This window comes from Devosia sp. (assembly GCF_028290435.1).
In the GTDB taxonomy this organism is placed as follows: Bacteria; Pseudomonadota; Alphaproteobacteria; order Rhizobiales; family Devosiaceae; genus Devosia.
In genome coordinates, this window is record NZ_JAQGJV010000061.1 from 50,206 (window position 1) to 75,810 (window position 25,605).

General features: G+C 63.2%; 25 protein-coding genes and 1 other annotated feature. Of the genes, 19 read left to right on the plus strand and 6 right to left on the minus strand.

Features of this window, described 5'->3' with window-relative positions; genetic code table 11:
* Positions 1-11 precede the first annotated feature (11 nt).
* A complete protein-coding gene (locus tag JWP26_RS13645) occupies positions 12-641 on the plus strand; it encodes a c-type cytochrome (protein WP_299728547.1) in 630 nt (209 codons plus the stop codon).
* A 48-nt stretch (positions 642-689) separates the two neighbouring features.
* Positions 690-1,403, plus strand: a complete 714-nt coding sequence (locus tag JWP26_RS13650; protein ID WP_299728549.1) for a hypothetical protein — start codon at positions 690-692, stop codon at positions 1,401-1,403.
* Between the two features lies 1 nt (position 1,404).
* Here the strand turns inward: JWP26_RS13650 and JWP26_RS13655 are convergent, their stop codons facing one another.
* Positions 1,405-2,163: a pentapeptide repeat-containing protein gene (locus JWP26_RS13655; RefSeq protein WP_299728552.1), complete on the minus strand. Its 759-nt coding sequence runs from the start codon at positions 2,161-2,163 to the stop codon at positions 1,405-1,407.
* An 80-nt stretch (positions 2,164-2,243) separates the two neighbouring features.
* Here JWP26_RS13655 and JWP26_RS13660 point away from each other — a divergent pair, with 80 nt between their 5' ends.
* Complete coding sequence (locus tag JWP26_RS13660; RefSeq protein ID WP_299728555.1) at positions 2,244-2,744, plus strand: thermonuclease family protein; 501 nt, start codon at positions 2,244-2,246, stop codon at positions 2,742-2,744.
* A 47-nt stretch (positions 2,745-2,791) separates the two neighbouring features.
* Here the strand turns inward: JWP26_RS13660 and JWP26_RS13665 are convergent, their stop codons facing one another.
* Positions 2,792-3,562: an ABC transporter ATP-binding protein gene (locus JWP26_RS13665; protein ID WP_299728558.1), complete on the minus strand. Its 771-nt coding sequence runs from the start codon at positions 3,560-3,562 to the stop codon at positions 2,792-2,794.
* Positions 3,563-3,746: 184 nt separating this feature from the next.
* Between JWP26_RS13665 and JWP26_RS13670 the strand changes: the two genes are divergently transcribed.
* From JWP26_RS13670 to JWP26_RS13705, 8 genes are all read left to right on the plus strand, one after another.
* Positions 3,747-4,172, plus strand: coding sequence for a hypothetical protein (locus JWP26_RS13670; protein WP_299728561.1), 426 nt, complete (start codon positions 3,747-3,749; stop codon positions 4,170-4,172).
* A gap of 10 nt (positions 4,173-4,182) precedes the next feature.
* Complete coding sequence (locus JWP26_RS13675) at positions 4,183-5,163, plus strand: PQQ-dependent catabolism-associated beta-propeller protein (protein ID WP_299728564.1); 981 nt, start codon at positions 4,183-4,185, stop codon at positions 5,161-5,163.
* Positions 5,156-6,325 carry an amino acid ABC transporter substrate-binding protein gene (locus tag JWP26_RS13680; protein ID WP_299728567.1) on the plus strand — a complete coding sequence of 390 codons (1,170 nt, stop codon included), beginning with the start codon at positions 5,156-5,158 and terminating at the stop codon, positions 6,323-6,325. Before JWP26_RS13675 ends, JWP26_RS13680 begins: the two co-directional genes overlap by 8 nt.
* On the plus strand, positions 6,316-7,128 hold the full coding sequence (locus JWP26_RS13685) for an ABC transporter permease (protein WP_299728570.1): 813 nt from the start codon (positions 6,316-6,318) through the stop codon (positions 7,126-7,128). Before JWP26_RS13680 ends, JWP26_RS13685 begins: the two co-directional genes overlap by 10 nt.
* Before the next feature lie 10 nt (positions 7,129-7,138).
* Entirely contained in the window at positions 7,139-8,206 is a 1,068-nt protein-coding gene (locus JWP26_RS13690) for a LysR family transcriptional regulator (RefSeq protein ID WP_299728573.1), read from the plus strand.
* Between the two features lie 79 nt (positions 8,207-8,285).
* Complete coding sequence (locus JWP26_RS13695; protein ID WP_299728576.1) at positions 8,286-9,026, plus strand: ABC transporter permease; 741 nt, start codon at positions 8,286-8,288, stop codon at positions 9,024-9,026.
* Between the two features lie 41 nt (positions 9,027-9,067).
* On the plus strand, positions 9,068-10,090 hold the full coding sequence (locus JWP26_RS13700; protein WP_299728579.1) for an ABC transporter substrate-binding protein: 1,023 nt from the start codon (positions 9,068-9,070) through the stop codon (positions 10,088-10,090).
* Complete coding sequence (locus tag JWP26_RS13705) at positions 10,087-10,956, plus strand: ABC transporter ATP-binding protein (protein WP_299728582.1); 870 nt, start codon at positions 10,087-10,089, stop codon at positions 10,954-10,956. Before JWP26_RS13700 ends, JWP26_RS13705 begins: the two co-directional genes overlap by 4 nt.
* Here JWP26_RS13705 and JWP26_RS13710 read toward each other — a convergent pair.
* The 3 genes from JWP26_RS13710 to JWP26_RS13720 all read right to left on the minus strand — a co-directional run bounded on the left by JWP26_RS13710 (position 10,953) and on the right by JWP26_RS13720 (position 13,390).
* Entirely contained in the window at positions 10,953-11,147 is a 195-nt protein-coding gene (locus tag JWP26_RS13710; RefSeq protein WP_299728585.1) for a hypothetical protein, read from the minus strand. The genes JWP26_RS13705 and JWP26_RS13710 overlap by 4 nt on opposite strands.
* Positions 11,148-11,255: 108 nt before the next feature.
* Positions 11,256-11,945 (minus strand): response regulator transcription factor, encoded by a 690-nt coding sequence (locus JWP26_RS13715; RefSeq protein WP_299728588.1) that lies wholly within the window; start codon positions 11,943-11,945, stop codon positions 11,256-11,258.
* Positions 11,942-13,390 (minus strand): HAMP domain-containing sensor histidine kinase, encoded by a 1,449-nt coding sequence (locus tag JWP26_RS13720; protein ID WP_299728590.1) that lies wholly within the window; start codon positions 13,388-13,390, stop codon positions 11,942-11,944. The genes JWP26_RS13715 and JWP26_RS13720 overlap by 4 nt, the downstream gene beginning before the upstream one ends.
* A 154-nt stretch (positions 13,391-13,544) precedes the next feature.
* Positions 13,545-13,600: a sequence feature (sul1 is cis-regulatory element that is thought to sense ions involved in sulfur or methionine metabolism; They are found in Alphaproteobacteria), on the plus strand.
* A gap of 51 nt (positions 13,601-13,651) precedes the next feature.
* Here JWP26_RS13720 and JWP26_RS13725 point away from each other — a divergent pair.
* The 8 genes from JWP26_RS13725 (at position 13,652) to JWP26_RS13760 (ending at position 25,373) form a co-directional block, all read left to right on the plus strand.
* Positions 13,652-15,115 carry a SulP family inorganic anion transporter gene (locus JWP26_RS13725; protein WP_299728592.1) on the plus strand — a complete coding sequence of 488 codons (1,464 nt, stop codon included), beginning with the start codon at positions 13,652-13,654 and terminating at the stop codon, positions 15,113-15,115.
* Between the two features lie 120 nt (positions 15,116-15,235).
* Positions 15,236-16,249: an iron ABC transporter substrate-binding protein gene (locus JWP26_RS13730; RefSeq protein WP_299728595.1), complete on the plus strand. Its 1,014-nt coding sequence runs from the start codon at positions 15,236-15,238 to the stop codon at positions 16,247-16,249.
* 105 nt (positions 16,250-16,354) lie between these two features.
* On the plus strand, positions 16,355-17,890 hold the full coding sequence (locus tag JWP26_RS13735) for an iron ABC transporter permease (RefSeq protein ID WP_299728598.1): 1,536 nt from the start codon (positions 16,355-16,357) through the stop codon (positions 17,888-17,890).
* Entirely contained in the window at positions 17,887-18,975 is a 1,089-nt protein-coding gene (locus JWP26_RS13740; protein ID WP_299728601.1) for an ABC transporter ATP-binding protein, read from the plus strand. Before JWP26_RS13735 ends, JWP26_RS13740 begins: the two co-directional genes overlap by 4 nt.
* A gap of 133 nt (positions 18,976-19,108) precedes the next feature.
* Positions 19,109-20,368, plus strand: a complete 1,260-nt coding sequence (locus JWP26_RS13745; RefSeq protein WP_299728604.1) for an efflux RND transporter periplasmic adaptor subunit — start codon at positions 19,109-19,111, stop codon at positions 20,366-20,368.
* A 9-nt stretch (positions 20,369-20,377) separates the two neighbouring features.
* Positions 20,378-23,509 carry an efflux RND transporter permease subunit gene (locus tag JWP26_RS13750; RefSeq protein WP_299728606.1) on the plus strand — a complete coding sequence of 1,044 codons (3,132 nt, stop codon included), beginning with the start codon at positions 20,378-20,380 and terminating at the stop codon, positions 23,507-23,509.
* Positions 23,510-23,758: 249 nt separating this feature from the next.
* Complete coding sequence (locus tag JWP26_RS13755; protein ID WP_299728609.1) at positions 23,759-23,986, plus strand: hypothetical protein; 228 nt, start codon at positions 23,759-23,761, stop codon at positions 23,984-23,986.
* A 19-nt stretch (positions 23,987-24,005) separates the two neighbouring features.
* The gene (locus JWP26_RS13760) at positions 24,006-25,373 is read left to right on the plus strand and encodes an FAD/NAD(P)-binding protein (protein WP_299728612.1); all 1,368 of its coding nucleotides are present in this window, start codon (positions 24,006-24,008) and stop codon (positions 25,371-25,373) included.
* A gap of 17 nt (positions 25,374-25,390) precedes the next feature.
* Here JWP26_RS13760 and JWP26_RS13765 read toward each other — a convergent pair whose 3' ends face one another.
* A complete protein-coding gene (locus JWP26_RS13765; protein WP_299728615.1) occupies positions 25,391-25,543 on the minus strand; it encodes a hypothetical protein in 153 nt (50 codons plus the stop codon).
* Between the last annotated feature and the right edge of the window lie 62 nt (positions 25,544-25,605).

Consider the following 25,605-nt stretch of genomic DNA (forward strand, 5'->3'; position numbering starts at 1 on the left):
GACCGCTCGTCATGCTCTCTTTCGCATCCCGCACCAAATTTCTGCTCGCAGCCATTCTGGTGGTCGCGGCGCCCGTCGCCGCATTTTCGTTCCAGCCACCGGCCGGGACCACCAAGGCCGCACCCGCCGCAGCCACGGACAGCACGGCAACCGGCGATCCGGCAGCGCTCGACAGCTATCCGGTGACCGAATTCATGGACGTGTCCCTGCTTGAGGGCGCCGATGTTACGCGCGGGCACGAGGTCTTCAACAGGGTGGGGATTTGCCTGTCCTGCCATGGTTGGAACGGCGACGGCATGGGCAAGAACCCACGCTCGGAAGGCGAAGCCGCCAAACTGCGCGAGAGCCAGCTCGATACCCAGAGCTTCCTCGATATCATCAGTTGCGGCATTCCGGGGACGCCGATGCCCTACCACAACAGCCAGGCCTACAAGAAGCCCGACGTCTGCTTTGGCCAGGTGATGGCCGATTTCGAAGCCGCCGATGCACCGCGCAAGGGCAAGAGCATTCGGCCGGCCGACCTCATCAATCTGGTTGCCTATATCCAGACCCATATCCAGGGAAAGGGTGCGACGACCTTGGCGCAGTGCCAGGACTATTTCGGCGCCAGCGCCAGCAAGACCTGCACCAACCTCGAGTAGATGAGCATGGTTCAGCGTTCGGGTTTGGGCTGGCTTGCCGCGGGATGCATGCTGGCTTTGCTTTGTGCCGGTCCGGTGCAGGCGCAGTTCGACCCGGCGCTGGTGCCCATTTTTTCCATCTGGGACGTCAAGCTTGGCCAACCGGTGAGCCAGGTCCCCGATATGGAAGTGGTCGATATCGCCTGCGGCACCAATGGCGGCCCGCCGGCGCAGATGATCGGCACCTTCGCCAATTTCGCAAAATGCGCGCCCGAGCCATCGGGCCTGCACGAAATCTATTTCGCCAATGACGACGAGATCGACTACATCGCCAAGGCCATGGAGAGCGAATACAAGGTACTGCAAGGCGGCACCTCGATCTATGCGCATCCGGTGATTGTGTCGGTCTTGGTGGACGACAGCGGCATCGTTCGCGGCATTCGTGTCGTCACCGACGAGCGGGCGAGCCTGCGCGAACGGCGCGTCGCGGTGACGCTGGCGCGCAACCTCAAGGGGCGTTACGGCAGCTGGAAACAGACCTGCGAGAATATCCCCCTGCAGCCGGGCGAAAACCGCGTCGGCAACCAGTTCGAACATGAATTGTGCACCGCCGATAATATGGAGATCGGCCAGCGCATGCGGCTGGAATCCAGCTATCTGCGCAAGAAGGGCCAGGAAACCATCAATACCGAGACCCAAAAGGTCAACCAGGGCTATTTCCAGAGCCAGACGCGGCTGGAAGTGGTGGAGGCGCCCTATGAGCCCGTCCAGCCGCCGGCCTGAGCTATTGCTGCTCCTGCCCGTCCTGCATGAAATTGTGCATCATGGTGGCGCCCGCAAACGCCTCGTTGCCAATCTTGGCCTGCGTGAAGCGGGACCCCGCAACCGTGGCGCCAGCAAAATCGGCATTGCGGATATCGGCGTCGAAATAGTCGGTCAGCGTGATGGTGGAGCCCGCAAAGCTGACGCCGGCGCCGTTGACCTTGATGAAGCGGGCATTGTCGATCCGCGTGTCGACGAATTTGGAGCGGCCGATGCTGGCCTGTTCGAAATTTGTGCGCAGCAGGGACGCCCCGGTCAGGTCGGCATTGTTGACGCGCGCTTCCTTGAGCACCGCGTCGTCGAGCGTCGCGCCCGTCAGGCTCGTGCCGGTCATGCGGGCATGCTGCATTCTGGTGCCGCTCAGGTTGGCATTGTCGAATTTGGCACCCGACAACTGGGCCTCGTAAAACAGGCCAAAGTGCACGTCAGCACCGACAAAGCTGGCCTCACTCAGGTCCGCGAGGTTGAAATTGGCGCTGTCTGCCTTGGCGCCGTCGAAGATTGCGCCTTTGAGGATCGCCCGGTGAAACGTAGCCCCGGTGAGGGTGGCGCCGGTGAAATCGACGCCGGACAGGTCGGCCTTCTTGAAACGCGCATTGGTCAGGTCGCACCCCTTGCATTCCTTACGGACGCCGCTGAGCAGGTCCTCGACGGGACCGGCAAGAGCCGCGCCCGGCAGCACCGCAAGGGCAGCAATCAATATCGCGGCAACACGTTTCACCGTCGTTCTCCTGGCTTTTGCGACCCTGTTATAGGCCGGAGCAGCGCGTGGTGTCGTAAACAACAATATTGGAGGAAGTGATGGTTCGCAGATTTGCCTGGCTCTTATACCTGATGCTGCTGGCAGCGCCCGCAATGGCGCAGGACGCCGATGTGGTGACCGGTCCAGCTCGTGCGATCGATGCCGATATCATCATGGTGGGCACGCAGCGGGTCATCCTCTATGGCGTCGATGCGCCCGAACGCAGCCAGTTCTGCACAGTCGGCACCAAGAAATGGGGCTGCTGGGACGAGGCGAGGAATACGCTGACCGGGATTCTGTCGACCGGCGAGGCGACCTGCACTTTGTCTGGTGAACCCGATCCGTTCCACCGCCGCTACGGCGTTTGCAAAATCGGCGACAAGGATGTCGGCGCCGAATTGATCCGCAGCGGCATGGCCATGGCCTTTGTCGAACAGGCCGACGACTATTCCGCGGTCGAAGACGAAGCCCGCACCGCCGCCGTCGGCCTGTGGCAGAAGGGCGCCAAGTTCGATATGCCCTGGGCCTGGCGCAAGCGCAACCCCGGCGGCTTCCGCTAGAGCGCTTTCACCTCTCCCCCGAAAGGGAGAGGTGAAAAGGAGCAGGCTCATGCCGCTCCCGGCACCGCTGCGCCGGGCGCCAGCCGCGATAGCGCGATATAGGCATCGGTCAAACTGCTCACGCCCGCCCTTGCCATCAGCTCGGCGGGTGTGCCGTTTTCCAGCACGTCGCCCTTGTTGATCAGGATGATCCGGTCGGCCTGCTCGACCTCCTCCACAAGATGGGTTGCCCACAGGATGGAGGTGCCGCTCTGGTCGCGTACCTTTTGCATATGCGCGATCATGTTGCGCCGCGTCACCGCGTCGAGCCCCACCGAGGGTTCGTCGAGCAACAGCAATTTCGGCCGGTTGAGCAAAGCGCGGGCGATCTCGACGCGGCGCTGGTTGCCACCCGATAGGGTGCGCACCTGGCGCTTGAGCAGATCGGCGATTTCCAGCAGTTCGGTGACCTGGGTAATACGCTCGGCCAGGTCCTTGCCGGAAAATCCGAACAGGCGACCGTGAAACACCAGATTGGCCTTCACCGACATATCGAGATCGACCGAGCGTGCCTGAAACACCACGCCGAGATCGGCCAGGATACGCGAGGCATTGGCCATGTAGTCGAGCCCGAATACCGAAACCGTGCCGCCATCGGGTGCGAACAGGCCGGCGGCAATCTGGAACAGAGTGGACTTGCCGGCCCCATTCGGCCCCAGCAGTCCGACGATCTCGCCCGGCCCGATGGCAAAGTCGATGGCGTTGAGCGCCTTTATGTCCCCGTACGACTTGGTGACGTCGACGAACGCGATAACCGGGTCGGACACTGTAGCCGTCATGCTGAAGCCTTTTCGGAACACGCTATCGGCACGGTTGGCGTTCACTAGCCTTTGGCTACCATCGGCGGACATAGGCGATCCCTATACTCAATATTGCCTGCGCAAGGTTGCTCGAAATGGTGCTGATGCCGAAGGTGCCGATAGGCATAATCAATAGTTGCCATAGGCACTTGGGGATTTAATCGTGAAATCATTGTCTAAGACTGCGTCCATTCTTTTCGTCGCCATGGGTATTTTCGCCCAGCCGGCCTTTGCCGAAGGCAATCTCGCCGCCAACGGCACCGACCTGACGCTCAGCATCGATACCGAAAACCTGACCTTCTCGCAGAACGAATGGCAGCTCGAGACCGGCAAATATTACCGGATCGACATCACCAGCGATGGCGGCGAAGAAATCGCCGTGGTGGCGCCCGAGCTGTGGCGCAATTCCTGGATCAACCAGATTGTGGTCAACGATCTCGAGGTCAAGGCGGCCGATCTCTACAGCGTCGAGTTCGATGATGCCGGCACTTTCAATATCTCCTTCGTTCCGGTGCGGCCGGGCGAATACAAGATCTATGTCCCCGGTTACGAAACCCGGGGCTTGAGCGGCACATTCATCGTCAAGTGAGGAGATTGAGATGAACCGTCTCGCAATACTGGCCGCCGTGGCTTTTGCCACGGCTATTTCCGCGCTCCCGGCCTGGGCCGCGGGCACCGGCATGATTTTCGTCTCGACCGAGAAGGGCAATGAGGTCGTGGTGCTCGACCAAGACCACAACATCGTCAAGCGGATCGAAACCTCGCGTCGCCCGCGGGACATGCATTTCAACGCCGACAAGAGCCTGCTCTATGTCGCGTGTGGCGATGACGATGTCATCGACGTCATCGACGTGACGACGCTCGAAGTGGTCGACCATATTCCGACCGGCCCGAGCCCCGAAGTGTTCGCCTTCTCGCCGGACGAAAAGCAGATACTGGTGTCCAACGAAGAGGACTCCCGCCTCGAAGTCATCGACATGGCAAGCCGCCTGTCGGTGCAGGACATTCCGACCGGCGCGGAGCCCGAAGGCGTGATTGTCAGCGCTGATGGCAAGACCGCCTACGTCACCTCCGAGGTCGCCGACATGGTGCATGTGGTCGATACCGCCACCGGCGCCGTCACCAAGAATATCCTCGTAGGTACGCGGCCGCGCCGCTTTATCCTCACTCCTGATGGCACGGAACTGTGGGTGAGTTGCGAGCTTTCCAGCGAGATCTACATTATCGATACGGCGACAAATGAGATCAAGGGCGACAGCCTGATCTTCGTGCCGCCCGGCTTCCGCGAGGAAGATGTGACCCCGGTGGGCATGGCCATCACCAAGGATGGCTCCAAGGTTCTCCTTAGTCTGGGTCGCGCCAACCACGTCGCCATCATCGATGCCAAGAGCCATGACGTGCTGCAATATGTGCTAGTCGGCAAGCGCGCCTGGTCGGTCGATCTGTCGAGCGACGAAACCAAGGCGTATGTGGCCAACGGCCTCTCCGACGACATCACCATCATCGACATGGCCTCGATGAAGCCGGAGATTTCGATCCCTGTCGGGCGCGTTCCGCACTCGGTGATGATCGATGATTAAGCCCTTGGCTTTCGCCATCCTGGCACTCGGCCTCTGGTCGAGTGCCGCGCTGGCCGAGGGGCCGGTGGCTATCGGCTATCTCGGCCTGCAGGACGATCCGCGCTATCATCCGGACATCGTCTATACCCGCATCGAAATCGCCCCCGGCGGCAATCCCGTCGATGGCGCCACGATGGGTATCGATGACCTCAAGGTGGTCTCCGATGCCGTCGGCCAAACCGTGTCGCTCGATCATCAGGAAGCCGCCGATGCGGCAAGCCTCACCGCCAAGGTGCAGGCCATGGTCACCGCCGGCGAGCATTTCATCATCCTCGACCTGCCCGCCGAACTTGTCGAGCAGGTGGCGATGGCGACCAAGGACCTGCCGGTCACGCTCATCAACGCCACAGCGCCCGAGGATCGCCTGCGTAGCCTCTGCCTGCCCAATCTGCTGCACACTGCCTCGTCGGACCGCATGAATGCCGATGCCATGGTGCAATATCTGCGCACTCGCAACTGGACCAAGGTGCTGATGCTGGTCGGCCCGCTCGAACGAGACAAGGCCATGGCCGATGCCTTCCGCGCCTCCGCCGATCGTCAGCGCCTGAACGTTGTCGATACGCGCACTTTCACCCTCGCCACCGACCCAGCCAATCGCGAGTCCAACAACTCGCAATTGATCACCGGCAATGCCGATTACGACGTAGTCTATGTCGCGGACAATCAGGGCGAGTTCTCACGCTATCTCCCCTATGACACGCAATTGCCACGCCTCGTCATCGGCTCGACCGGGCTGGCGGCCAGCGAATGGCAATGGTCGTGGGATCGAGACGGCTCGACCCAGGTCACCGTACGGTTCGAGGAACTGACCAAGGGCCGCCGCATGACGGGACAGGACTGGGCGACCTGGATCGCCGCCAAGTCCATCGTCACCGCCTATGCCAAGGCCCGCTCCGACGATTACGCCAAGATCGCCGAATATATCCGTGGCTCGCGCTTGCGGTTGGACGGCTCCAAGGGCGTGCAGCTCAATTTCCGGCCTTGGGACGGCCAGATGCGCATGCCGATCGTGCTGGCGACCCACAACGCCGTCATCGCAGAGGCCCCGCTTGACGGGTTCCTGCACGAAACCAATACTCTCGACACCCTGGGCACTGACGAGCCGGAGCAGCAATGCCTCTAACCCTCAGCCATCTGTGGTTGGGGCTTTACGCCGTAACCTGGCGCGAGATCGCCAAATTCTTGCGCCAGACCGAGCGGCTGTTGTCGGCGATCGTTCGCCCGGCTTTATGGCTGCTGGTGTTCGCCACCGGCCTGCATGACCTGCTGGGCGTCTCCATCGTGCAGCCCTACAAGACCTACACGCCCTATCAGGAATATATCCTGCCAGGGCTAATGGGCATCGTGATCCTGTTCCAATGCATGCAGTCGGCGCTGTCCATGATCTATGACCGTGAGGCCGGCGTCATGCGGGTGATGCTGGTGTCGCCCTTGCCGCGCAGCTATCTGCTGTTCGCCAAGATCGCCGGGGCCACCATCCTCTCACTGCTGCAGGTCTTCGCGTTCCTCCTGCTAGCCCGCATTTTCGGTTATCAGTTCCCCGGCTGGGGCAGCCTTTATGCCGTCCCCGCGGTGGTGTGCGCCGGCCTCATGCTGGGTTCCATCGGGCTGCTGGTCTCGGTCTATACGCCGCAGATCGAGAACTTCGCCGGCATGATGAACTTCGTCGTGTTCCCCATGTTCTTCCTGTCCTCGGCGCTCTATCCTCTGTGGAAACTGCGCGAGGCGGGCGCCGATGTGGTGTATTACCTGTCGCTGGCCAATCCGTTTACCCACGCGGTCGAGTTGATCCGCTACGCCGCCTATGGCGAGATGAACTGGATTTCGCTGGCGGTGGTGACCGGATGTGGCCTCGCGGCGTTCGGATTGGCCGCGCACGGCTATGATCCACAGGCGGGCGCCATCAAGACGCTCAAGCGCAACTGATCGAGGCGGCATGGACGACGATAACGGCCTGATTGCTATTGATCCGCACGCCGAGCGCAGTGTGGAAACCTTGCTTTGGGACCGGCCCAGCCAGCCCAAGGCCGAAATCACGCTACATCAACTGCGTATCTTTTGGGCCATCGCCCGTTCCGACACGCTGACCAAGGCCGCCAAGCAATTGGGGCTGGCGCAGCCATCGTTGTCCCAGCAATTATCCAAGCTGGAGGCCACAGTCGGCGCGCGTCTGTTCCACCGCCGCTCCAATGAACTGGTGCTGACCGAGGCCGGCAATTATCTGCTGCCCAAGGCTGAAAACATTCTGCGCAGCATGCGCGAACTCGACGACGGCCTCGTTCATTTCAGCGAAGGCAAGCGGGTCACCTTGCGCCTGGCCGGGATCAATTCGGTGCTGCGCACAGTGCTGCCCAATGCCGTGGGGCACATGCACCAGCAATATCCGCAGACCGATTTTGACATCCAGGAAAGCGCACCGGCCGATATCCTGGAACTGCTGTATGCCCGGCGCATCAGCATCGGGCTGCTGGCCGCTAATTCCGTAGCGCAGGCCGGCGTCGGCTTCGTGCAGGTGCCGCTCTTCGAAGACCCCTACGTGCTGGTGGTGCCCGAGGCACTCGATCTCGGCCAGGTCAAAAACCCCGAGCGCGACCTGGCGCAGGCCCAGTTCGAACTGCTGAACCGATCGATCCAGTTCACCTTCGGCACCCAACATGCCAAGCGGGTTGAGGACTGGTACGCCCAGGCATTGCCGCAGCCCCGCACCGTCGCCCAATGCCGCAGTTTCGAGGTTGCGGTGGGCCTGGTGCGTGCGGGTTTGGGCGTTTGCCTCGCACCGGCCCTGTCCACCGTCGCCGGCGCGCAAGCGCCCGAAGGCGTCCGGCTCTATCGCGTCAATGCCGGGCGGCGCGATATCGTGGCTCTGGTCCCCTCGCAATATCGCCACGTGCAACCCTATGCGAGCCTCTTGGATGCCCTTCAGGCAACCGGCGCCGCGCTCACTCCGCCCACTATTCTGCCGACGCCGCCGTTTCTCGATCGCGAGCCGTTTGCCGAACTGTAAACACCTGACGGTGATAGACAAATCCTTGGCAAGGTATTGATGGACGCGATGGCTTTTTCGCGGTTCAACTCAGGCCAACATGATTGCGCTTTACCGGTTTCTTTTCCTCATTTTCCTGATTGTCCTATGGTGGGTGATTTCGCTCAATGTGCGGGCCAATTTCATCCCCAGCCCATGGGCCACGCTGCTTGCGGCGCAAAAACTGCTGGCCGACGGCAAGCTGATCGTCGCGCTTGGCGATAGCCTGATCACCTTTGCCGGCGGCTATGCACTGGGCATTCTGGTCGCGATTCCGGTTGGTCTGGTGATGGGCGTGTTCCTGCCGGTCGGCAAGACGCTCGAAATCTACGTCTATGCGCTGGCCGCCATGCCGCGCGTCGCCTTCATTCCGCTGATCATCGTGTTCCTGGGGCTGGGCTTTCCCGCCAAGATTTTCATCGTCTTTCTCGGGGCGGTGATGCCGGTCCTGATCAATACCTATGCCGGGGTGTTGGCGGTCGACCAGGAACTGATCGAAATGGCCCGTTCGGTGCGCGCCGGCCGGATGCAGATTTTCGCCCGCATCGTGCTGCCCAGTGCTGTGCCGTTCATCATTGTCGGCCTGCGGCTGGGCGCCACCATCGCGTTGATCAACACTGTGGTGGCCGAACTTTATACCGCCGTACGTGGCCTTGGGGGCCTGCTGGCCATCTACGGCAATACGTTCCGCATGGCCGAGTATTTCGTCATCGTGATCGTGCTCGCCATTATCGGCGTCATCGTCTCCGAAGGCCTGCGACATCTCGAAAAACGCCTGGTGCGCTGGAAGACCAGCGATTGAATTTTACGCATAAGCCCCGATGGGCAATGGAGGAGATGAACATGCACACCCCAATCAAGGGCCTGTTACGCACCGCGGCCGCGGCACTGCTGCTCGCCGGGATGAGCCTTGCCGCCCATGCCGATCCGTTTCGCCTGATCGTCACTCATCTGGAGCCGCCGCTGGTGCCCAATTCGGTGATGGATCTGGCCGTCGAGCTTGGCTATTTCAAGCGCGAAGGCGTCGATGTGGAACTGGTGCGCGTGCAGCAGACCCCATCGGCTATCGCCGCCATCCAGTCGGGTGAGGGCGAAATGGCCAATATCGGGCTCGATGCGCTGAGCCAGCTCGTCGCCACCGGCACCACCGATCTCAAGGCCGTCGTCTCGCCCAACAAGTCGCTGCCCTATCTGATCGCCTCCAAGGACAGCATCACCACCACCGCCGACCTCGCCGGCAAAAGCTTCGGCATCGGCCGTCCGGGGAGCCTCGATCATTCGCTATCAAGCCGCGTGCTGACCGCCGATGGCGTTGATCTCGCCAAGGTCGATTTCGTCGCCATCGGCCAGCCCGATATCCGCATTCAGGCGCTGGCCGCCGGCCAGATCGATGCCACCACGGTGTCGATTGGCGTCTGGCAGTCCTTGCCCGACAAGACGGGCCTGCATATCCTGGTTTCGCAGGATGATTATTACGCGGCCGCACCGGTGATCAACAAGGTCAACATCGTCAGCCAGAAAGCCCTCGAAGAGCGGCATGACGACGTGGTCAAGGTGATCACGGCTTTGGTCAAGATTTCGCGCGATTTCGCCAAGGACCCCAGCAAATGGGTTGATGCCATCGCGCCGTTCCAGCCCAATGTCAGCCGCGCCGATCTCGAAACGTTGGCCGCGTCCTTCGCTAAAAGCTGGAGCGTCAATGGCGGCATGAGCGCCAAGGAACTGCAATATTCAACCGACTGGCTCTACCAGACCGAGGACTTCAAGGACCTCAAGCCCGTCGAAATGTCGAGCTGGGCCGATCTGAGCCTGGTCGGCGATGTGCTCAAGTCTCTCGGCACCGACGCCAGCATGGATGCTCCATGACATCTGGGAATTCCTCCGGCGAGGCGGCCGCTGCCGCCTCCGCAAAGATCGTCCTGTCGGGCGTGTCCAAGGCTTTCGAACGGCGCAATTCGGGCACGCCCACCATGGCGCTGCAACACCTCGACATGAGCGTTCCAGAAGGCCATTTCGTCTCGATATTGGGGCCGTCCGGCTGCGGCAAGACCACGGTCCTGCGGCTGGTCGATGGCCTGGTGCCGCCCGATAGCGGCAGCGTGGTAGTCGCCGGCCAGGCGCCACGACCGGGCCCCGAGATGGGCTTTGTGTTCCAGGCCTTTCGCCTCATTCCCTGGGCCACGGTGCAGGCCAATGTCGAATTCGCCCTGACCGCGACGGGCCTCAATAAGCACGAGCGCGCTGAACGCGCCGCGCGCTATATCGCGCTGGTCGGGCTGCAACGTTTCGCCCAGTCCTATCCAGGTGAACTTTCGGGCGGCATGAAGCAGCGCGTGGCTTTGGCCCGCGCCTTCGCAAGCGAGCCGTCCATTCTGTTGATGGACGAACCCTTTGCCAGCATCGACGCGCAGACGCGCGAGCTGATGCAGGTGGAACTGATGAAGCTCTGGGCGCAGCATCGCGCCACCGTACTGTTCGTCACGCACAGCGTCGACGAGGCGATTATGCTGGCAGATCGTGTGGTGCTGATGAGCCCGCGTCCCGGCCGGGTGATCGAGGAAATCGAGGTCGATCTGCCCCATCCGCGCTGGCAATATGACATCCGCGCCACGCCGCGCTTCGTCGAATTGCGCAGCTATTTATGGGCGGCAATCAAAGATCTCGTGCTCAATGACCCGTCGTCGGACTTCTACGCGCCGACATCGGGGAACGCCGGTACGCCCGCCGATTAGTAGCTGTGTTCCAGCGCCGGGGTCAGCAACTCGGTCAGCTTGCGCTCCATGACCTCGCCCAGATCGCGATCATAGCGACCCATGCGGAACGCCTGCATGATCTCGGCGACCTTGTCGGCCCGGCGCCGATAGGCATCGAGGCTCTCGCCTTCGAACCGCTTGGTTTTGATCGGGGCCCATTCGTCCGTCACTGCACGTCTCCTGCAAGTAGCCGCCGCCAAAGGAGGCTGCGTTGAATGCAGGTTAGGCCGCTCGCATTAGATGGCGTTGAGCGTTTGGTTAGAATTTGGATAGAAAGCTCAGGCCCCGGCGGCGGGCGTCGCCGAAATCATGTAGCCGATGCCGCGCACGGTCTGGATCAGCGATGGCCCTTCGGCACTGTCGATCTTCTGGCGCAGGTAGCGCACATAGACATCGACGATTTTTGTGCCCGGATCGAAACCATATTCCCACACCCCATTGAGCAGCCGCTCGCGGCTGACGACGCGGTCGGCATTGATCATCAGATAGCGTAGCAGCTCGAATTCACGCACCGTCAGGCTGATCGGTGCGCCATTTCGCGCCACGCGCCGCGACTCCGAGTCCAGCGTCAGCGTGCCGACACGCAACAGGCTGCGCTCGTCCTGCCCGGGGCCACGCCGACGCATGGCAATGATGCGCGCCAGCAGTTCGTCGAAGGCGAACGGCTTGGTCAGGTAGTCGTCGGCGCCACCCTTGAGGCCATCGATCTTGTCCTGCAAACTGTCCTTGGCGGTCAGCATCAGGATCAGCACCGGAAAGCGCTCCTCACGGATCAGCCGGCAGATTTCGAGGCCATCAATGTAGGGCAGCATGCGGTCGAGGATCACGAGGTCGAAGGCGTCATTGCGCAGTCGGTCCAGCCCGTCGCGGCCGTCGGGCTCCAGCGTGACCTGATAGCCCTCGGCCACCAGCCCACGCTCTAGAAACCCGCCGATCCGGCGGTCGTCTTCGATGACGAGAATTTTCATTTGCCCGCCCCCAGCAGCGGCAGGGTGATGGTGAGCACCGCCCCGGTTTCCGCCCCATTGCCGATAGCGATGCTGCCGCCATGCCGCTCGACGATGTCCTTGGCGATGGAGAGGCCAATCCCCAGCCCCCCGCTGATCGGATCGCCGCCGTTGCGGCCGCGATAAAACCGGTCGAACACATGATCTTCATCGCCTTCGGCAAGGCCGGGGCCATGATCGATGATGCGGATCAGGACGTGATCGTTTTCAAGTTCGGAGACGATGCCGATGCTCTCTCCCGGCGGCGAATGCTTGATCGCATTGTCGATGCCGATAATGAACGCCTGCTTGAGGCGGCGGAAATCCGCATCGATATGGGCGGCAGCATCGGCGAGTTTGAGAGTGATGCTGACTTCGCGCGGCTCGGCCAAGGTTTCGCCCTCCTGCGCGGCGGCGGCGATGACGTCCTCCAGCCGGGTTTCGGCCAGCAAAAGGTCCTGAGGTTCGGCGTCCGAGCGGGCAAAGCTGATCAGGTCATCGAGCAATTGCCCTAGCTCCGCCGCCTGTCCCTGGATGCGTTCCAGCGACTGGCGCTGTTCTGTCGGATCCGCCTTTACCCGCAGCGCGACATCGGCCTCGCCACGCAGGATAGTCAGTGGTGTGCGCAATTCATGGCTGACATCGGCGAGAAACTGCGCCCGCCGGCGATCGAGGTCCCGCAGCCGCTCATTGGCCTGTTGCAACTGGCGTGTCCGCCCCTCCATTTCCGCCTGGAGATGCTCGTAAGCCTGGGCCGAGCGCAATTGCTGCTCTCTGGCCCGCAGCAGCCACGCTACGGCAAACCCAACCGAGCCGGTCGCCAGCACTGCGCTGACCAGTGCCAGCCAGAGCAGCGTGCTGCGCGTGCGTTCCGCCTGGGCCAGTTGCCCGGCCAGCTCGTTGCGCTCTCCCTGCATGCCGCCTTGCACCAAAGCCGCGAATTCGTTGTCAATGCGGAACTGCACATCGCGTTGAAACAGCGCCAAGCCCTCGGCGCCCCCGCCATCGCGCTGTGCCACCAGCGCCCGCGCGGCCGACAGGTCGATGGCGTGATAAAGCTCCAACATGCGCCGAGTGTCTTCGACCTCCGAAAGCTGGTCCTCCATCGCCTCCATCCCGGCCAGCAAGGACACCTGGTCGCGGGTGATCTGGGCCAGTTTCGCGAACGCCCGCTCCAGCCCCAGCCGCGCCGTTTGCAGCGCCGGCATCGCGGCGCGCCCAAACAGCAGCACTTCGGCCACCTTGCCGGAATAGCCGTTCGCCAAGCCGTCGACCTCGATCAGGCTTTGCAGCCGCTGGTGCAGGCTATCGATGCGCTGCACCGTTTGGCCCGCCTGGCCGAAGGCGATGACCCCGAGGCCGATAAAATAGGCCAGCCAGAGTAGCAGCAGCGTCACGAGGACCAGCGAGCGCTGGCGAAGCGTCATGCCCACTGCGCGGTCGCTCGCTCTGACATGTCCATTCCTTCAATGCTTGAAGCTGTTTAGCTGGCGCCAACCTAGTCCGCGGATGGTCGCTTGTCATCCAGCACGCTGGATAGCTTGCACCCGGCTGGGTTGAGCGCTAGACACTATCATTCGCCTCGGACCCGGTGCAATTCCGGGTGGCTCTTCCGGCCGCCAATCCGCCGGACAACGCATCGCCCGTACTGCCAATTCGCGACGGGTCTCTGCGGAATTCTCTCCATCATGATCACTATGTCCTCCATCCGGCGTGACTGGTTCGGCAATATTCGTGCCGATGTGCTGTCCGGCATCGTCGTTGCGCTGGCTCTCATTCCCGAAGCCATCGGCTTTTCGGTGATCGCCGGTGTCGATCCCAAGGTCGGGCTCTACGCCTCGGTGGTCATCGCCTGCGTGATCGCGTTTACCGGCGGTCGCCCGGCGATGATTTCGGCGGCTACCGCATCGACGGCGGTGCTGATGACGGGCCTCGTGCGTGACCACGGCATTCAGTATCTGTTTGCCGCCACCATCCTGATGGGCGTGATCCAGATCATCGCCGGGCTGCTCAAGCTGGGGCGGTTGATGCGGTTCGTCTCGCAATCGGTGATGACGGGCTTCGTCAACGCGCTGGCCATCCTGATTTTCCTCGCGCAATTGCCGCAATTGCTCAATGTGCCGCCCGCGACCTATGGGCTGATCGCCGTGGGTCTGGCGATCATCTACATCCTGCCGCGCTTCACCAAGGTGATCCCGTCCCCGCTGGTCGCCATCGCCGTGCTGACCATGGTCGCCTTCTTCTTTCATTTCGATGTGCGCACCGTTGCCGATCTTGGCGAATTGCCGTCGACGCTGCCCAGCCTTGGCCTGCCGGATGTGCCTTGGACCTTGGAGACCCTGCAAATTCTGCTACCGGTATCGCTGACCCTGGCGGCGGTGGGGCTGCTGGAATCGCTGTTGACGGCGCAGATCGTCGATGACCTGACCGATACGCCCAGTAACAAGAACCGCGAAAGCATGGGGCAGGGGGTGGCTAATATGGCCTCCGCCGTGTTCGGCGGCATGGGCGGCTGCGCCATGATCGGCCAGTCGATCATCAATGTCACCTCGGGCGGGCGCGGGCGGCTGTCGAGTCTGGTGGCCGGGGTGTTCCTCCTGATCCTCTTGGTATCATTGCAAGGCTTGCTGGCCATCGTGCCGGTCGCCGCGCTGACGGCGGTGATGATCATGGTGTCGATCAACACTTTCTCCTGGCAATCGGTGATCAAGCTGCGCGTCAATCCGTGGCAGTCCTCTATTGTCATGCTGGCGACGGTGGCCACGGTCGTCGTGACATCCGACCTCGCCAAGGGCGTGCTGGTCGGCGTGTTGTTGTCCGGCGTTTTCTTCGCGGGCAAAGTGTCGCGGTTGAGCCGGGTCACCTCGACCCTGTCGCCCGATGGGCTGACGCGAACCTATGCGGTGGAGGGCCAGGTGTTCTTCGCCTCGGCTGCTACCTTCACAGAGGCCGTGGACCTGATCGAGCCGGTCGAACGCATCGTCATCGATGTCGGCGCCGCCCATTTCTGGGATATTTCCGCAGTCGGCGCGCTGGATCGCATCGTGCTTAAGGGCCGTGCCCGCGGCAAGATCATGGAAGTCGCCGGCCTCAACGCCGCCAGCGCCACCATGGTCGAACGCTTCGCCACCCATGACAAGGTCGCTCCCTGATCCCCACGCCGGGTTAAACATGATCTTCCCGTTCACGTTCCGATGATCTAAGTTGACTTGAGTATTCATATTTTATTACCTGCCCGCACGTCCTGCGTCGGGACGCCTCAGGAGGCAAAATTGAAAACAACTTTCGCAGCACTGGCCAAGGGTCTGGCCGTTGGCGTGGCGTTCGCCGCCCTCTCCGTTTCGGCTTTCGCGCAGGATGCTGGCATCACCGTCTATAATGCCCAGCATGAATCGCTGGCGCAGGAATGGGCCGATGCCTTCACCAAGGAAACCGGCATTGCGGTGACCATCCGCCAGGGCAGCGACCTCGAGGTTGGCAACCAGCTGATCCAGGAAGGCGCCAATTCGCCCGCCGACGTGTTCCTCACCGAAAATTCGCCCGCCATGGTGCTGGTCGACAATGCCGGCCTGTTCGAGCCCCTGCCAGCCGACATCATCGAGCAGGTTCCCGCGCAATACCGCCCGGAAAACGGCCACTGGACCGGCATCGCTGCCCGTTCGACTGTGTTTGCCTACGACACGCGCAAGCTGACCGAAGATACTCTGCCCAAGACCATGGACGAGCTGGCCGATCCCGCCTGGAAGGGCCGTTGGGCTTCCTCGCCATCAGGCGCTGACTTCCAGGCCATCGTCGCCGCTTACTATGCGCTCAAGGGCGAAGAAGCGACCGTTGCCTGGCTCAAGGGCATGAAGGAAAATACCGTCGTCGTGCGCGGCAACCGCGCCGCCATGGCGGCTGCCAATAATGGCGAAGTCGAAGGCGCGCTGATCTATCATTATTACTGGTTCGGCGATCAGGCCGGCACCAAGGAAAGCAGCGCCAATGTAGCGCTGCACTACTTCAAGCACCAAGACCCGGGCGCGTTCGTCTCGATCTCGGGCGGCGGCGTTCTGGCCTCAAGCAAGCATAAGGAAGACGCGCTGAAGTTCCTCAAGTTCGTCACCGGTGCTGCCGGGCAGACCGTGCTGCGCGATGGCACTTCGTTCGAATACGCCGTCGGCGTCGATGCCGCGTCCAACGCCGCGCTGACCCCGCTCGCCGATCTCGATGCGCCCCATGTCGATCCCACCCAGCTTGACAATATCAAGGCCTCCGAGTTGATGACGGCGGCCGGTTTGCTGTAAGCCGGGCTGAAATTTACGATCAAACGCCGCCGGTGGTTTTAGCCTCCGGCGGCACTGTCTTTGAAAGGCGGGGCATTGAGCCTGGCAGTATCACCGGCGCAGACGATGGAGACGAAGCGGCACGCGCCGCTCCATCTGCCGATGATCATCCCCGCCATCATCATTTCGCTGCTGAGCCTGATCCCGCTCGGCTTCATCGTGTGGATCGCCATTGCCAGCGGCTGGGATACAGTTCGTGACTTGGTGCTGCGGCCCAAGGTCGCCGAACTGCTGTTCAATACGCTGATCCTGGTCGCGCTGACCCTGCCGATCGCCATTGCGCTGACGGTGAGTCTCGCCTGGCTGATCGAGCGCACCAATCTGCCCTTCGCGCGGGTGTGGTCGTGGCTGATGGTGGCGCCGCTCGCCATTCCGGCTTTCGTGCACAGTTATGCCTGGGCGAGCGTCATGCCAACTTTGCATGGCCTGTCGGGCGCGGTGATGGTGTCGATCCTCGCCTATTTTCCCTTCCTCTACCTGCCGATCGCCGCGCAATTGCGCCGGCTGGATCCGACTTTGGAAGAGACTGCCGCCTCGCTCGGCCATACGCCCATTGCCATTTTCGTCACCGTCATCCTGCCGCAACTGCGCCTCGCCATTTGCGGCGGCGCGCTGCTGATCGGCCTGCACCTGCTGGCCGAATACGGCCTGTTCGTGCTGATGCGCTTTGACACCTTCGCGACCGCCATCGTCGACCAGTTCCAGGCGGTTTATAACGGCCCGGCCGCTAATCTGCTCGGCGGCGTGCTGGTGCTGCTATGCCTCGTGCTGTTGCGGCTCGAGGTCTTTGCGCGGGGCGACGAACGCTATGCGCGCGTTGGCTCGGGTGCCGCGCGCCATGCGCCAAAATGGCGTCTCGGCGCCCTCACCTGGCTTGCCGCCTTGCTGCCGGCCGCGCTGACCCTGCTGGCCGTCGGCGTGCCCATTTTCACCCTGGCGCGCTGGCTGATCAGCGGGGGTGCCGGGGTGTGGCGGCTTGATGGCATCGGCCCGGCGCTGTGGCAGACGGCGTGCCTTTCGTTGGGCGGCGCACTGATCACCACGCTGGCGGCGCTCCCCATCGCCTGGCTGTCCATCCGGGCCCCCAGCCGGGTGCAGCGGTTGCTGGAGGCCTGCCACTATTATGTCGGCGCGCTGCCCGGCGTTATCGTCGCACTGGCGCTGGTCACCATCACCGTCCGCGTCGCCCTGCCGCTGTACCAGACCATGGCGACGCTATTGCTCGCCTACCTGCTGATGTTCCTGCCGCGTGCGCTTGTCGGCCTGCGCGCCAGCATTGCCCAGGCCCCGATCGAGCTGGAACGCGCCGCCGTCAGCCTCGGCAAGCCGCCGCTGGTGGCGATCTGGAAAACCACCCTGCGTCTTGCCGCGCCCGGTGCTGCCGCCAGCGCGGCCCTTGTCGCCCTCGGCATCGCCAACGAACTGACCGGCACGCTGATGTTGGCGCCCAATGGCACAAGGACCTTGGCGATGCGCTTCTGGTCCTATACCAGCGAGCTCAACTTTGCCGCCGCCGCGCCCTATGCGGTGCTGATGGTGGTGCTGTCCCTGCCGCTAGTCCTGCTGCTCCGGCTGGAATCCGATCGAGAATCCAAGCCATGAGTTTCCTCAAACTGGACAATGTCACCAAGCGCTACGGCAAGTCCGCCGCGGTGACCGGCCTCAATCTCACCGTGCCCGCCGGCAGCCGCACCGCCATTGTGGGTCCCTCCGGCTCCGGCAAGACCACGCTATTGCGCCTCATCGCCGGCTTTGAATCGCCCGACCAGGGCAGCATCGCGCTGGGCGATACGCTGCTGGCCCAAGGCACCATGTCCGTGCCTGCCCATCGTCGCGGCATCGGCTATGTGGCTCAGGAAGGCGCGCTGTTCCCGCATTTGACCTTGGCCGCCAATATCGGCTTCGGCATCGCCCGCAACAGCCCCAACCGCCACGCCCGCATTACCGAACTGATGCAGCAGGTGGGCCTCGCGCCCTCGATGCACGACCGCCGCCCGCATCAGCTTTCCGGCGGCCAGCAGCAGCGTGTCGCCCTCGCTCGCGCCATGGCGCGCCAGCCCAAGCTGATGCTGCTCGACGAGCCGTTCTCCGCCCTCGACGCCGGCCTGCGCGAAGCCATGCGCGACATGGTGGGCGACGTGCTCAGCACCGCCGGCATCACCACCATCCTCGTCACTCACGACCAGGCCGAGGCGCTGTCCTTCGCCGATCATCTGGCGGTGCTGCGTGATGGCGTCGTGGTCCAGGCCGGCCCGCCCCAGGATCTCTACCTGCGGCCCAAGGACGCACAAACCGCCCGGTTCCTGGGCGATGCAATCATCCTGCAGGCCCGCCTTGAGGATGGCTTCGCTCACACCATTCTGGGCAGCGTCCCCACCGATACGGTCAGCAGTCGCGGCAGCGCGACCATCATGCTGCGCCCCGAGCAGCTGGAGCTGACCTCGGCCAGCCAGACCGATCCCTCATCCACCACCAGCCTGGGCCGCATTGTCGGGCGTACCTTCCGGGGCTCGACTTGGCGGCTGCTGATCGAGCATTTGCCCGCCAGCAGCGCGGGCCTGCGCTTTCCGAGCCTCGCGCTCGAAACCTCGAGCATTTTCACCATCGAAACGCCCAGCCTGGCCCCGCTGGAGATCGGCGCGACCGTGGGCATTCAAATCGTTGGCACGGCTCATATTCTGGCCTGATCACGGCGAAGTTCGCCGCGCACCCCAACGTTACCGCAAATTAAATGTTCAGCGCCCGGCGCTTGAGGCATGATTGCGTCGTGGCCCCCTCCCGGCGCGCCGCAATGTCCATTGGAATAAGGATTTCCCCGCGTTGATCCGTCAATTGCTGATCTGTCTGGTTATCCTGGTGCTGGCCGTTGCCGGCTGGGTGCTGTTTGTCCCCGGCGCCGAGCAGACGCTTGCCAGCATGGGCATCACCCTGCCGATTTCGGCGCCGGCGCAAGGCGCCGAAACGCAGGTCGCCAGTGTTGCGCCACAAGGTGCGACGCCGGGCGCTCCAGGCCAGCAACCGGGCGCGCAGCCCGGGGCCCGGCCGGGCGGGCAGGGCGGTGGTCGTGGCGGATTTAGCGGCCGCGCCCGCACGTCCTCGGTCGTCACCAGCCCCGTCGTGATGGCGACCATCAACGATAGCCTCTCGGCCATCGGGCAGGGCAATGCCGTGCGCTCGGTTACAGTGGCGGCGCCTGCCGGCGGCACGTTGGAAGACTTGCTGGTCGCGCCGGGCGATCACGTCACGGCCGGCCAGATCATCGGCCGCCTCGATGCCGAAAGCGAACAGATCGCCTTCGACAAGGCCACATTGGCCGATACCGATGCCCAGGCCACGCTGACCCGGAACCTGGGCCTGGCCCAATCCAACGTGGTCGCCAACTCGGCCCTCGCCACCATCCAACTCGCCGCCGACAATGCGCGGCTCGAGCTGCGCAATGCGCAAGTCGCGCTGCAGAAACGCACCATCACCAGCCCCATCGCCGGCACCGCCGGCTTGATGCAGGTCACGCCGGGCAATTACCTTTCGGCGCAAACCGCCGTCACCACGATTGAGGATTCTTCCTCCATCCTCATCACCTTCTGGGTGCCCGAGCGCTATGCGACGACAGTCGTTGTCGGCATGCCGGTGACCGCCTCGGCCATCGCCCTGCCGGGCCGCTCCTTCGCGGGGGTAGTCAGCGCGGTGGATAACCGTATCGATCCGGAAAGCCGTACCCTGCAGATCCAGGCGCGCATTCCCAACGAGGACAATGCGGTTCGCCCCGGCATGTCCTTCACCATCGCGCTGCAATTTGCCGGCGAACAGTTCCCCGCCGTCAATCCGCTGTCGATCCAGTGGTCGGCCGATGGCTCCTATGTGTGGGCCTATGTGGAGGGCAAGGCCCACAAGGTCATGGCCGAGATCGTCCAGCGCAACAGCGATGGCGTGCTGGTGCGCGGCGACATCAAGCCGGGCGACGCCGTCATTTCCGAAGGCGTGCTGCAATTGAGCGAGGGCACGGCGGTCACCCTGCTCGATGGGCCCGGCAAAGAGGCGCCGGTTGAGGCCGCCGCCGCTCCCGCCAAGCCCAACAGTTAGGCCGCGCTCATGTCCATCCAGCAGCAGCAGAACCAACGCGGCGGCATGCTGGCGGCGCTGTTCGTGCGCCGTCCGGTCCTGGCTTTGGTTATCAATGCCCTCATCATGGTCGGCGGTCTCGCCGCCATTCTGGGCGTCGAAATCCGCGAACTGCCCAGCGTCGAGCAGCCGGTGCTCTCGATCAACACCACCTTCACCGGCGCTGCCGCCGAAACCGTCGATCGCGAAATCACCTCCGTGGTCGAGGGTGCCGTCGCCCGCGTTCAGGGTGTGGCGGGGATTTCCTCGACCTCCTCGACCGGCCAGAGCCGCGTCACGCTGGCCTTCAACGACGGCACCAATCTCGATGCGGCCACTTCCGATGTGCGCGACGCCCTCAGCCGCATCTCCCGCGACCTGCCCGATAGCGTCGACGACCCCACCATCGTCAAGGCCGACAGCAATGCCCAGGCCTCGATCCAGCTTGCGGTGACCTCCGACACCATGAGCATCGCCGATCTCAGCAAGCTGGTCGAAAACGATATCTCGGAGCGCCTCGCCGCCGTCCCCGGCGTCGCCGATGTGCAGGTCAACGGCACCCGCGATACCGTCTTCGAAGTCGACGTCGACCAGGACAAGCTGGCCAGCCTCGGACTGACGGTTGCCGATATCCACACCGCCCTGTCCACCATCGCCTTCGATTCCCCCGCCGGCTCGATCAATGGCGCCAACCAGAACATCTCCGTGCGCGCCGTTGCCGACGTCAACACGCCCGCCGAATTCGAAAACCTCATCATCAAGGGCAAGACCCGCCTGGGCGATGTCGCCACTGTGGTCTTTGACGCCGCCGCCAGCACATCGGGCCTGCGCTCGGATGGCAAGCCCGGCATTGGCCTGGGCATCGTGCGGCAGGCGCAGTCCAATTCGATCGAGATTTCCAACGGCATCAAGGCTGCCGTCGCCACGCTGAACGAAATCCTGCCCCCGGGCGTCGATATCAAGATTTCCAGCGACGACGCCGTCTTCATCGAAGGCGCGCTGCATGAGGTCGAGGTCGCGCTCGGCGTCGCGCTGATCGTGGTGACAGCTATTATCTACCTGTTCCTGCTCGATTGGCGCGCCACGCTCATCCCGGCGCTCTCCATGCCGATCGCCCTCTTGGGCGCTGTCGCCGGCATCTATCTCGCGGGCTTCTCGCTCAACATCCTGACCCTGCTCGCCTTGGTGCTCGCCACCGGCCTCGTGGTCGATGACGCCATCGTCGTGCTCGAAAACATCGTCCGACGACGTTCCATGGGCGTCGGCAACCGCGCCGCCGCTGTGCTGGGCACCCAGGAAGTGTTCTTCGCCGTCATCGCCACCACGCTGACCCTCGTGGCCGTCTTCGTGCCGCTATCGTTCCTGCAAGGCCAGACCGGCCGGCTGTTCCGCGAATTTGGTTTCACCCTGGCCATCGCCGTGCTGGCCTCCTCGGTCGTCGCCCTTACGCTGGGGCCGATGCTGGCCTCGCGCCTGCTCAAATCGGGGGAGGATACCAAGCACCACACCGGCGGCCCGCTCGGCTGGCTCGGCCGCAAGCTCGGCGGGTTTTATCGCCGCACGCTGCATCTGGCGCTCAACAACCCGATGGTGATCCTGCTGATCGCCGCGATCTTCGCCGCTGCCTCCTATGGCATTTTCACCCAACTGCGCCAGGAGATCACGCCCAACGAGGATCGCGCCCAGATCAACCTGCGTATTTCGGCGCCCTCCACGGTCAGCCTCGATTTCGTCCGCTCGCAGATGCAGCGGCTCGAGGGCCTGCTGCAGCCCTTCGTCAAGAGCGGCGAGGTCAATTCCATCTTCGTGCTGTCCGGCTTCGGCAATGGCGGCTTCATCAGCCTGCGCCTGGCGCCCTGGGATCAGCGCGCGCGCAGCCAGGCCGAGATCGTCACCGACATCAACAAGATCCTACCCCTCGTGCCGGGCATTCGCGCCTCGGTGCAGCAGGGCAATAGCCTGGGCATTCGCGGCGGCGGCAACGGCCTGCAATTCGCGGTGGTCGGCGACAATTACGCCGATCTGGCCACCACTGCCCAAACCGTGGCCGACAAGCTGGAGGAAAATCCGGCCTTTGGCGATGTGACCGTCAATTACGACACCACCCAGCCCCAACTCACCCTGACCGTGGACCGTGAGCGCGCCGGCGCTCTTGGCATCGACATCAATGGCCTTGCGACCACGCTGCAGGCGATGATCGACGGCGCCGATGTGGGCAATGTCTTCATCAACGACACCAGCTATGACGTGCGCATGGTCTCGACCAAAAGCCCGATCAACGACCCCCATGATCTGGAAAGCATCTTCGTCAAGACCGCCGACGGCCGCTACGTGCCGATGTCCACCATTGCCACCGTCGTCGAGGCCCCGATTTCGCCCAATCTGGGCCGCGAAGGCCAGCGTCGCGCCGTCACCGTTACGGCCAGCCTCGATGGGCTGGCGCTCGGCGATGCCTATACCCAGGCCGTGGAACTCGCCAAACCACTGCTGCCCGAAGGCACCGCCATCATCCCGCTGGCCGAGGCCAAGACCATCGGCGAGGCCAATAATGGCCTGCTGATCACCTTTGGCTTCGCCATCGTCATCATCTTCCTGGTGCTGGCGGCGCAGTTCGAAAGCGTCTGGAGCGGCATTATCGTCATGGTCACCGTGCCGTTCGGCATCGCGGCCTCGATCTATGCGCTGTTCCTCACCGCAGGGAGTCTCAATATCTATAGCGAGATTGGCCTCGTGCTGGTGGTCGGCATCATGGCCAAGAACGGCATCCTGATCGTCGAATTCGCCAACCAGTTGCGCGATCGCGGCTTCAGCGTACGCGAGGCGATCGAGGAAGCCGCCAATATCCGCCTGCGTCCGGTGCTGATGACCATGATCGCCACCATTCTGGGCGGCGTGCCGCTGGTGCTGGCCAGCGGGGCAGGGGCGGAGGCTCGCCAGGCCCTGGGCTGGGTCATCGTCGGCGGCCTCTCCATCGCCGCCATCTCGACGCTTTATCTGACCCCGGTTGCCTACCTGCTGATGGCCCGCTTCACCAAGGCCCATATCGAGGAACAGCAGCGGATCACCAACGAACTCGATGCTGCAAGTCAGATCGAGGCACCGGTGGCTGCCGCGGCGGAATAGCCCTTTCCGGGCTCTCGGCTTGTCGATAGTTACCCCCACCCTAGCCCTCCCCCTTGAGGGGAGGGCTAGGGTGGGGGGAGCTTCCAACGCGAGTGGAGCCAATCATAACCACCCCCATTAGAATGTCCTTCCAACAACACCCCTCATTACGCACAAACGTAACTCGACTGGATCGATAGAGTAATGGAAACTTAAGGAATGCAGGGCGGTCCCCGTCGCTCTGGAACGATCAATGTGGAGGAACTCGCAGTGATTCACTTTTTCGGAATTCTTGAGCTTGGCAACCGCCGTCGCGTGACCGATGCCGAAGCGCCCAATAAGACCAGCCTGTTCAGCTTCGGCGATGATGAACTGCCCACGCGCCATGAGCTGCTGTCGCCCGCCGAGCAGGATGCCCTTATCCTGACCGGCAAGCAGCCTGAAGACTCGGCCGAAGAGCGCCGCTTCACCTATTCGCTGGCTTTCCACGCGCATTGAAACCACTTATTGGGGCACCATGAGCGCCTCACAACACGGCCGTCCATCGGTCACCATTATCGGCGGCGGCGCCAGCGGCGTATTGCTGGCCGCGCACCTGTTGCGAGACCCGGATACCGATATCCGCGTCACGCTGATCGAGCGGCGCGGCCAGTTCGGGCAGGGGGTCGCCTATTCGGCCCGCTCGCGCGATCACCTGGTCAATGTCCCCGCCAGCGGCATGAGCGCTTTTGCCGATGATCCCGAGCATTTCTGGCGCTGGCTGCAAACCAAGGGGTTTCCGGCCCCGCAAGGCGCCTGGGTCTTTGCCCCACGCCGCCTCTATGGCGCCTATCTGGGCGATGTCCTCGCCGCCGCCGGCCAGTCGCATCCGGGCCGCCTGATCGTCCTCGCCGAGGAGGTCCTGTCGGTTCAGCAAACCAAATCCGGCGTCGAAACCGTTCTCGCCAATGGCACCAGCGTCATCAGCCACCACGCCGTGCTCGCCGTCGGCCACGAAACCCAGCCGGCACGCGGCCGTGGTCTCGCTGTCACCGTGGGCTCGGATCGCGATACGCCGCTCGATCGCGACGCCGAGGTGATGATCCTGGGCTCGGGCCTGTCCATGGTCGACGCCTGGCTGACCCTGGCGCAGGCCGAGCATCGCGGGCCCATTTTGGTGGTCTCGCGCAACGGCTTCCTGCCCAAGGGCCACAAGAACGTACCCCCGCTCAGCATCGACGCGGCCGACGTGCCCTTCGGCACCAATATCAATTATCTCCTGCGCTGGTTCCGCGACCTCGTCGCCACCACCATCGCCGAGGGTGGCGATTGGCGCCAGGTCGTCGATGGCCTCCGCCCCTACAACCAGCGGCTCTGGCAAAGCTGGTCGCTACACTCCAAGCGCCAGTTCCTGCGCCATCTGCGCCCTTGGTGGAATATTCACCGCCATCGCCTGCCGCCGGACCTGCATCAGCGCATGACCCGCGCCGTCGCCACCGGCCAGGTCCAGTTGATCGCCGGCAATTTCACCGGCATCGAGCGCCATGGCTCCGGCGTCCGTGCCACCATCCGCCGCCGGGGCACGACCGAACTGCAAACCCTCGACGTCGCCCGCGTCTATGATTGCGGCGGCGTCAGTGTCGATGTTGCGGCCAGCTCCAATCCTGTGATTCGCGACCTCGTCGCCACCAGCCATGCCCGGCCGGACACGCTGCATATCGGGCTCGATGTTTCCGACGACTGCGCCGTCATCGATGCCGACGGCAAAACCTCGCCGCGCCTGCTGGTCGCTGGCCCACTGACGCGCGGCAAATTCTTTGAAATCGAAGCCATTCCCGACATCCGCCTGCAATGCGCACGGATTGCGAAAAGGCTGTTGGAAGCCAAGCTGCAGGATGCTGGGTAGGCCGGGCAGGGCCGTCCTTACAACAGCGTCATCATCATCGCGCCGGCCACCGCCACGATGCCGAACGCCGTCAGCCCCGCCACCAGCACCATCAGCTGTGCCCGCTGCACATGACTGGCCACGCGTGCCTTGCTGCGCACCACCGCAATACCGTCGTCAATATCTGCCATCGGATTGTCCCCTCGTGCCGCCACAGAATGCGCCGGTCAATCGAATGGGGTAGCCGCCTTGA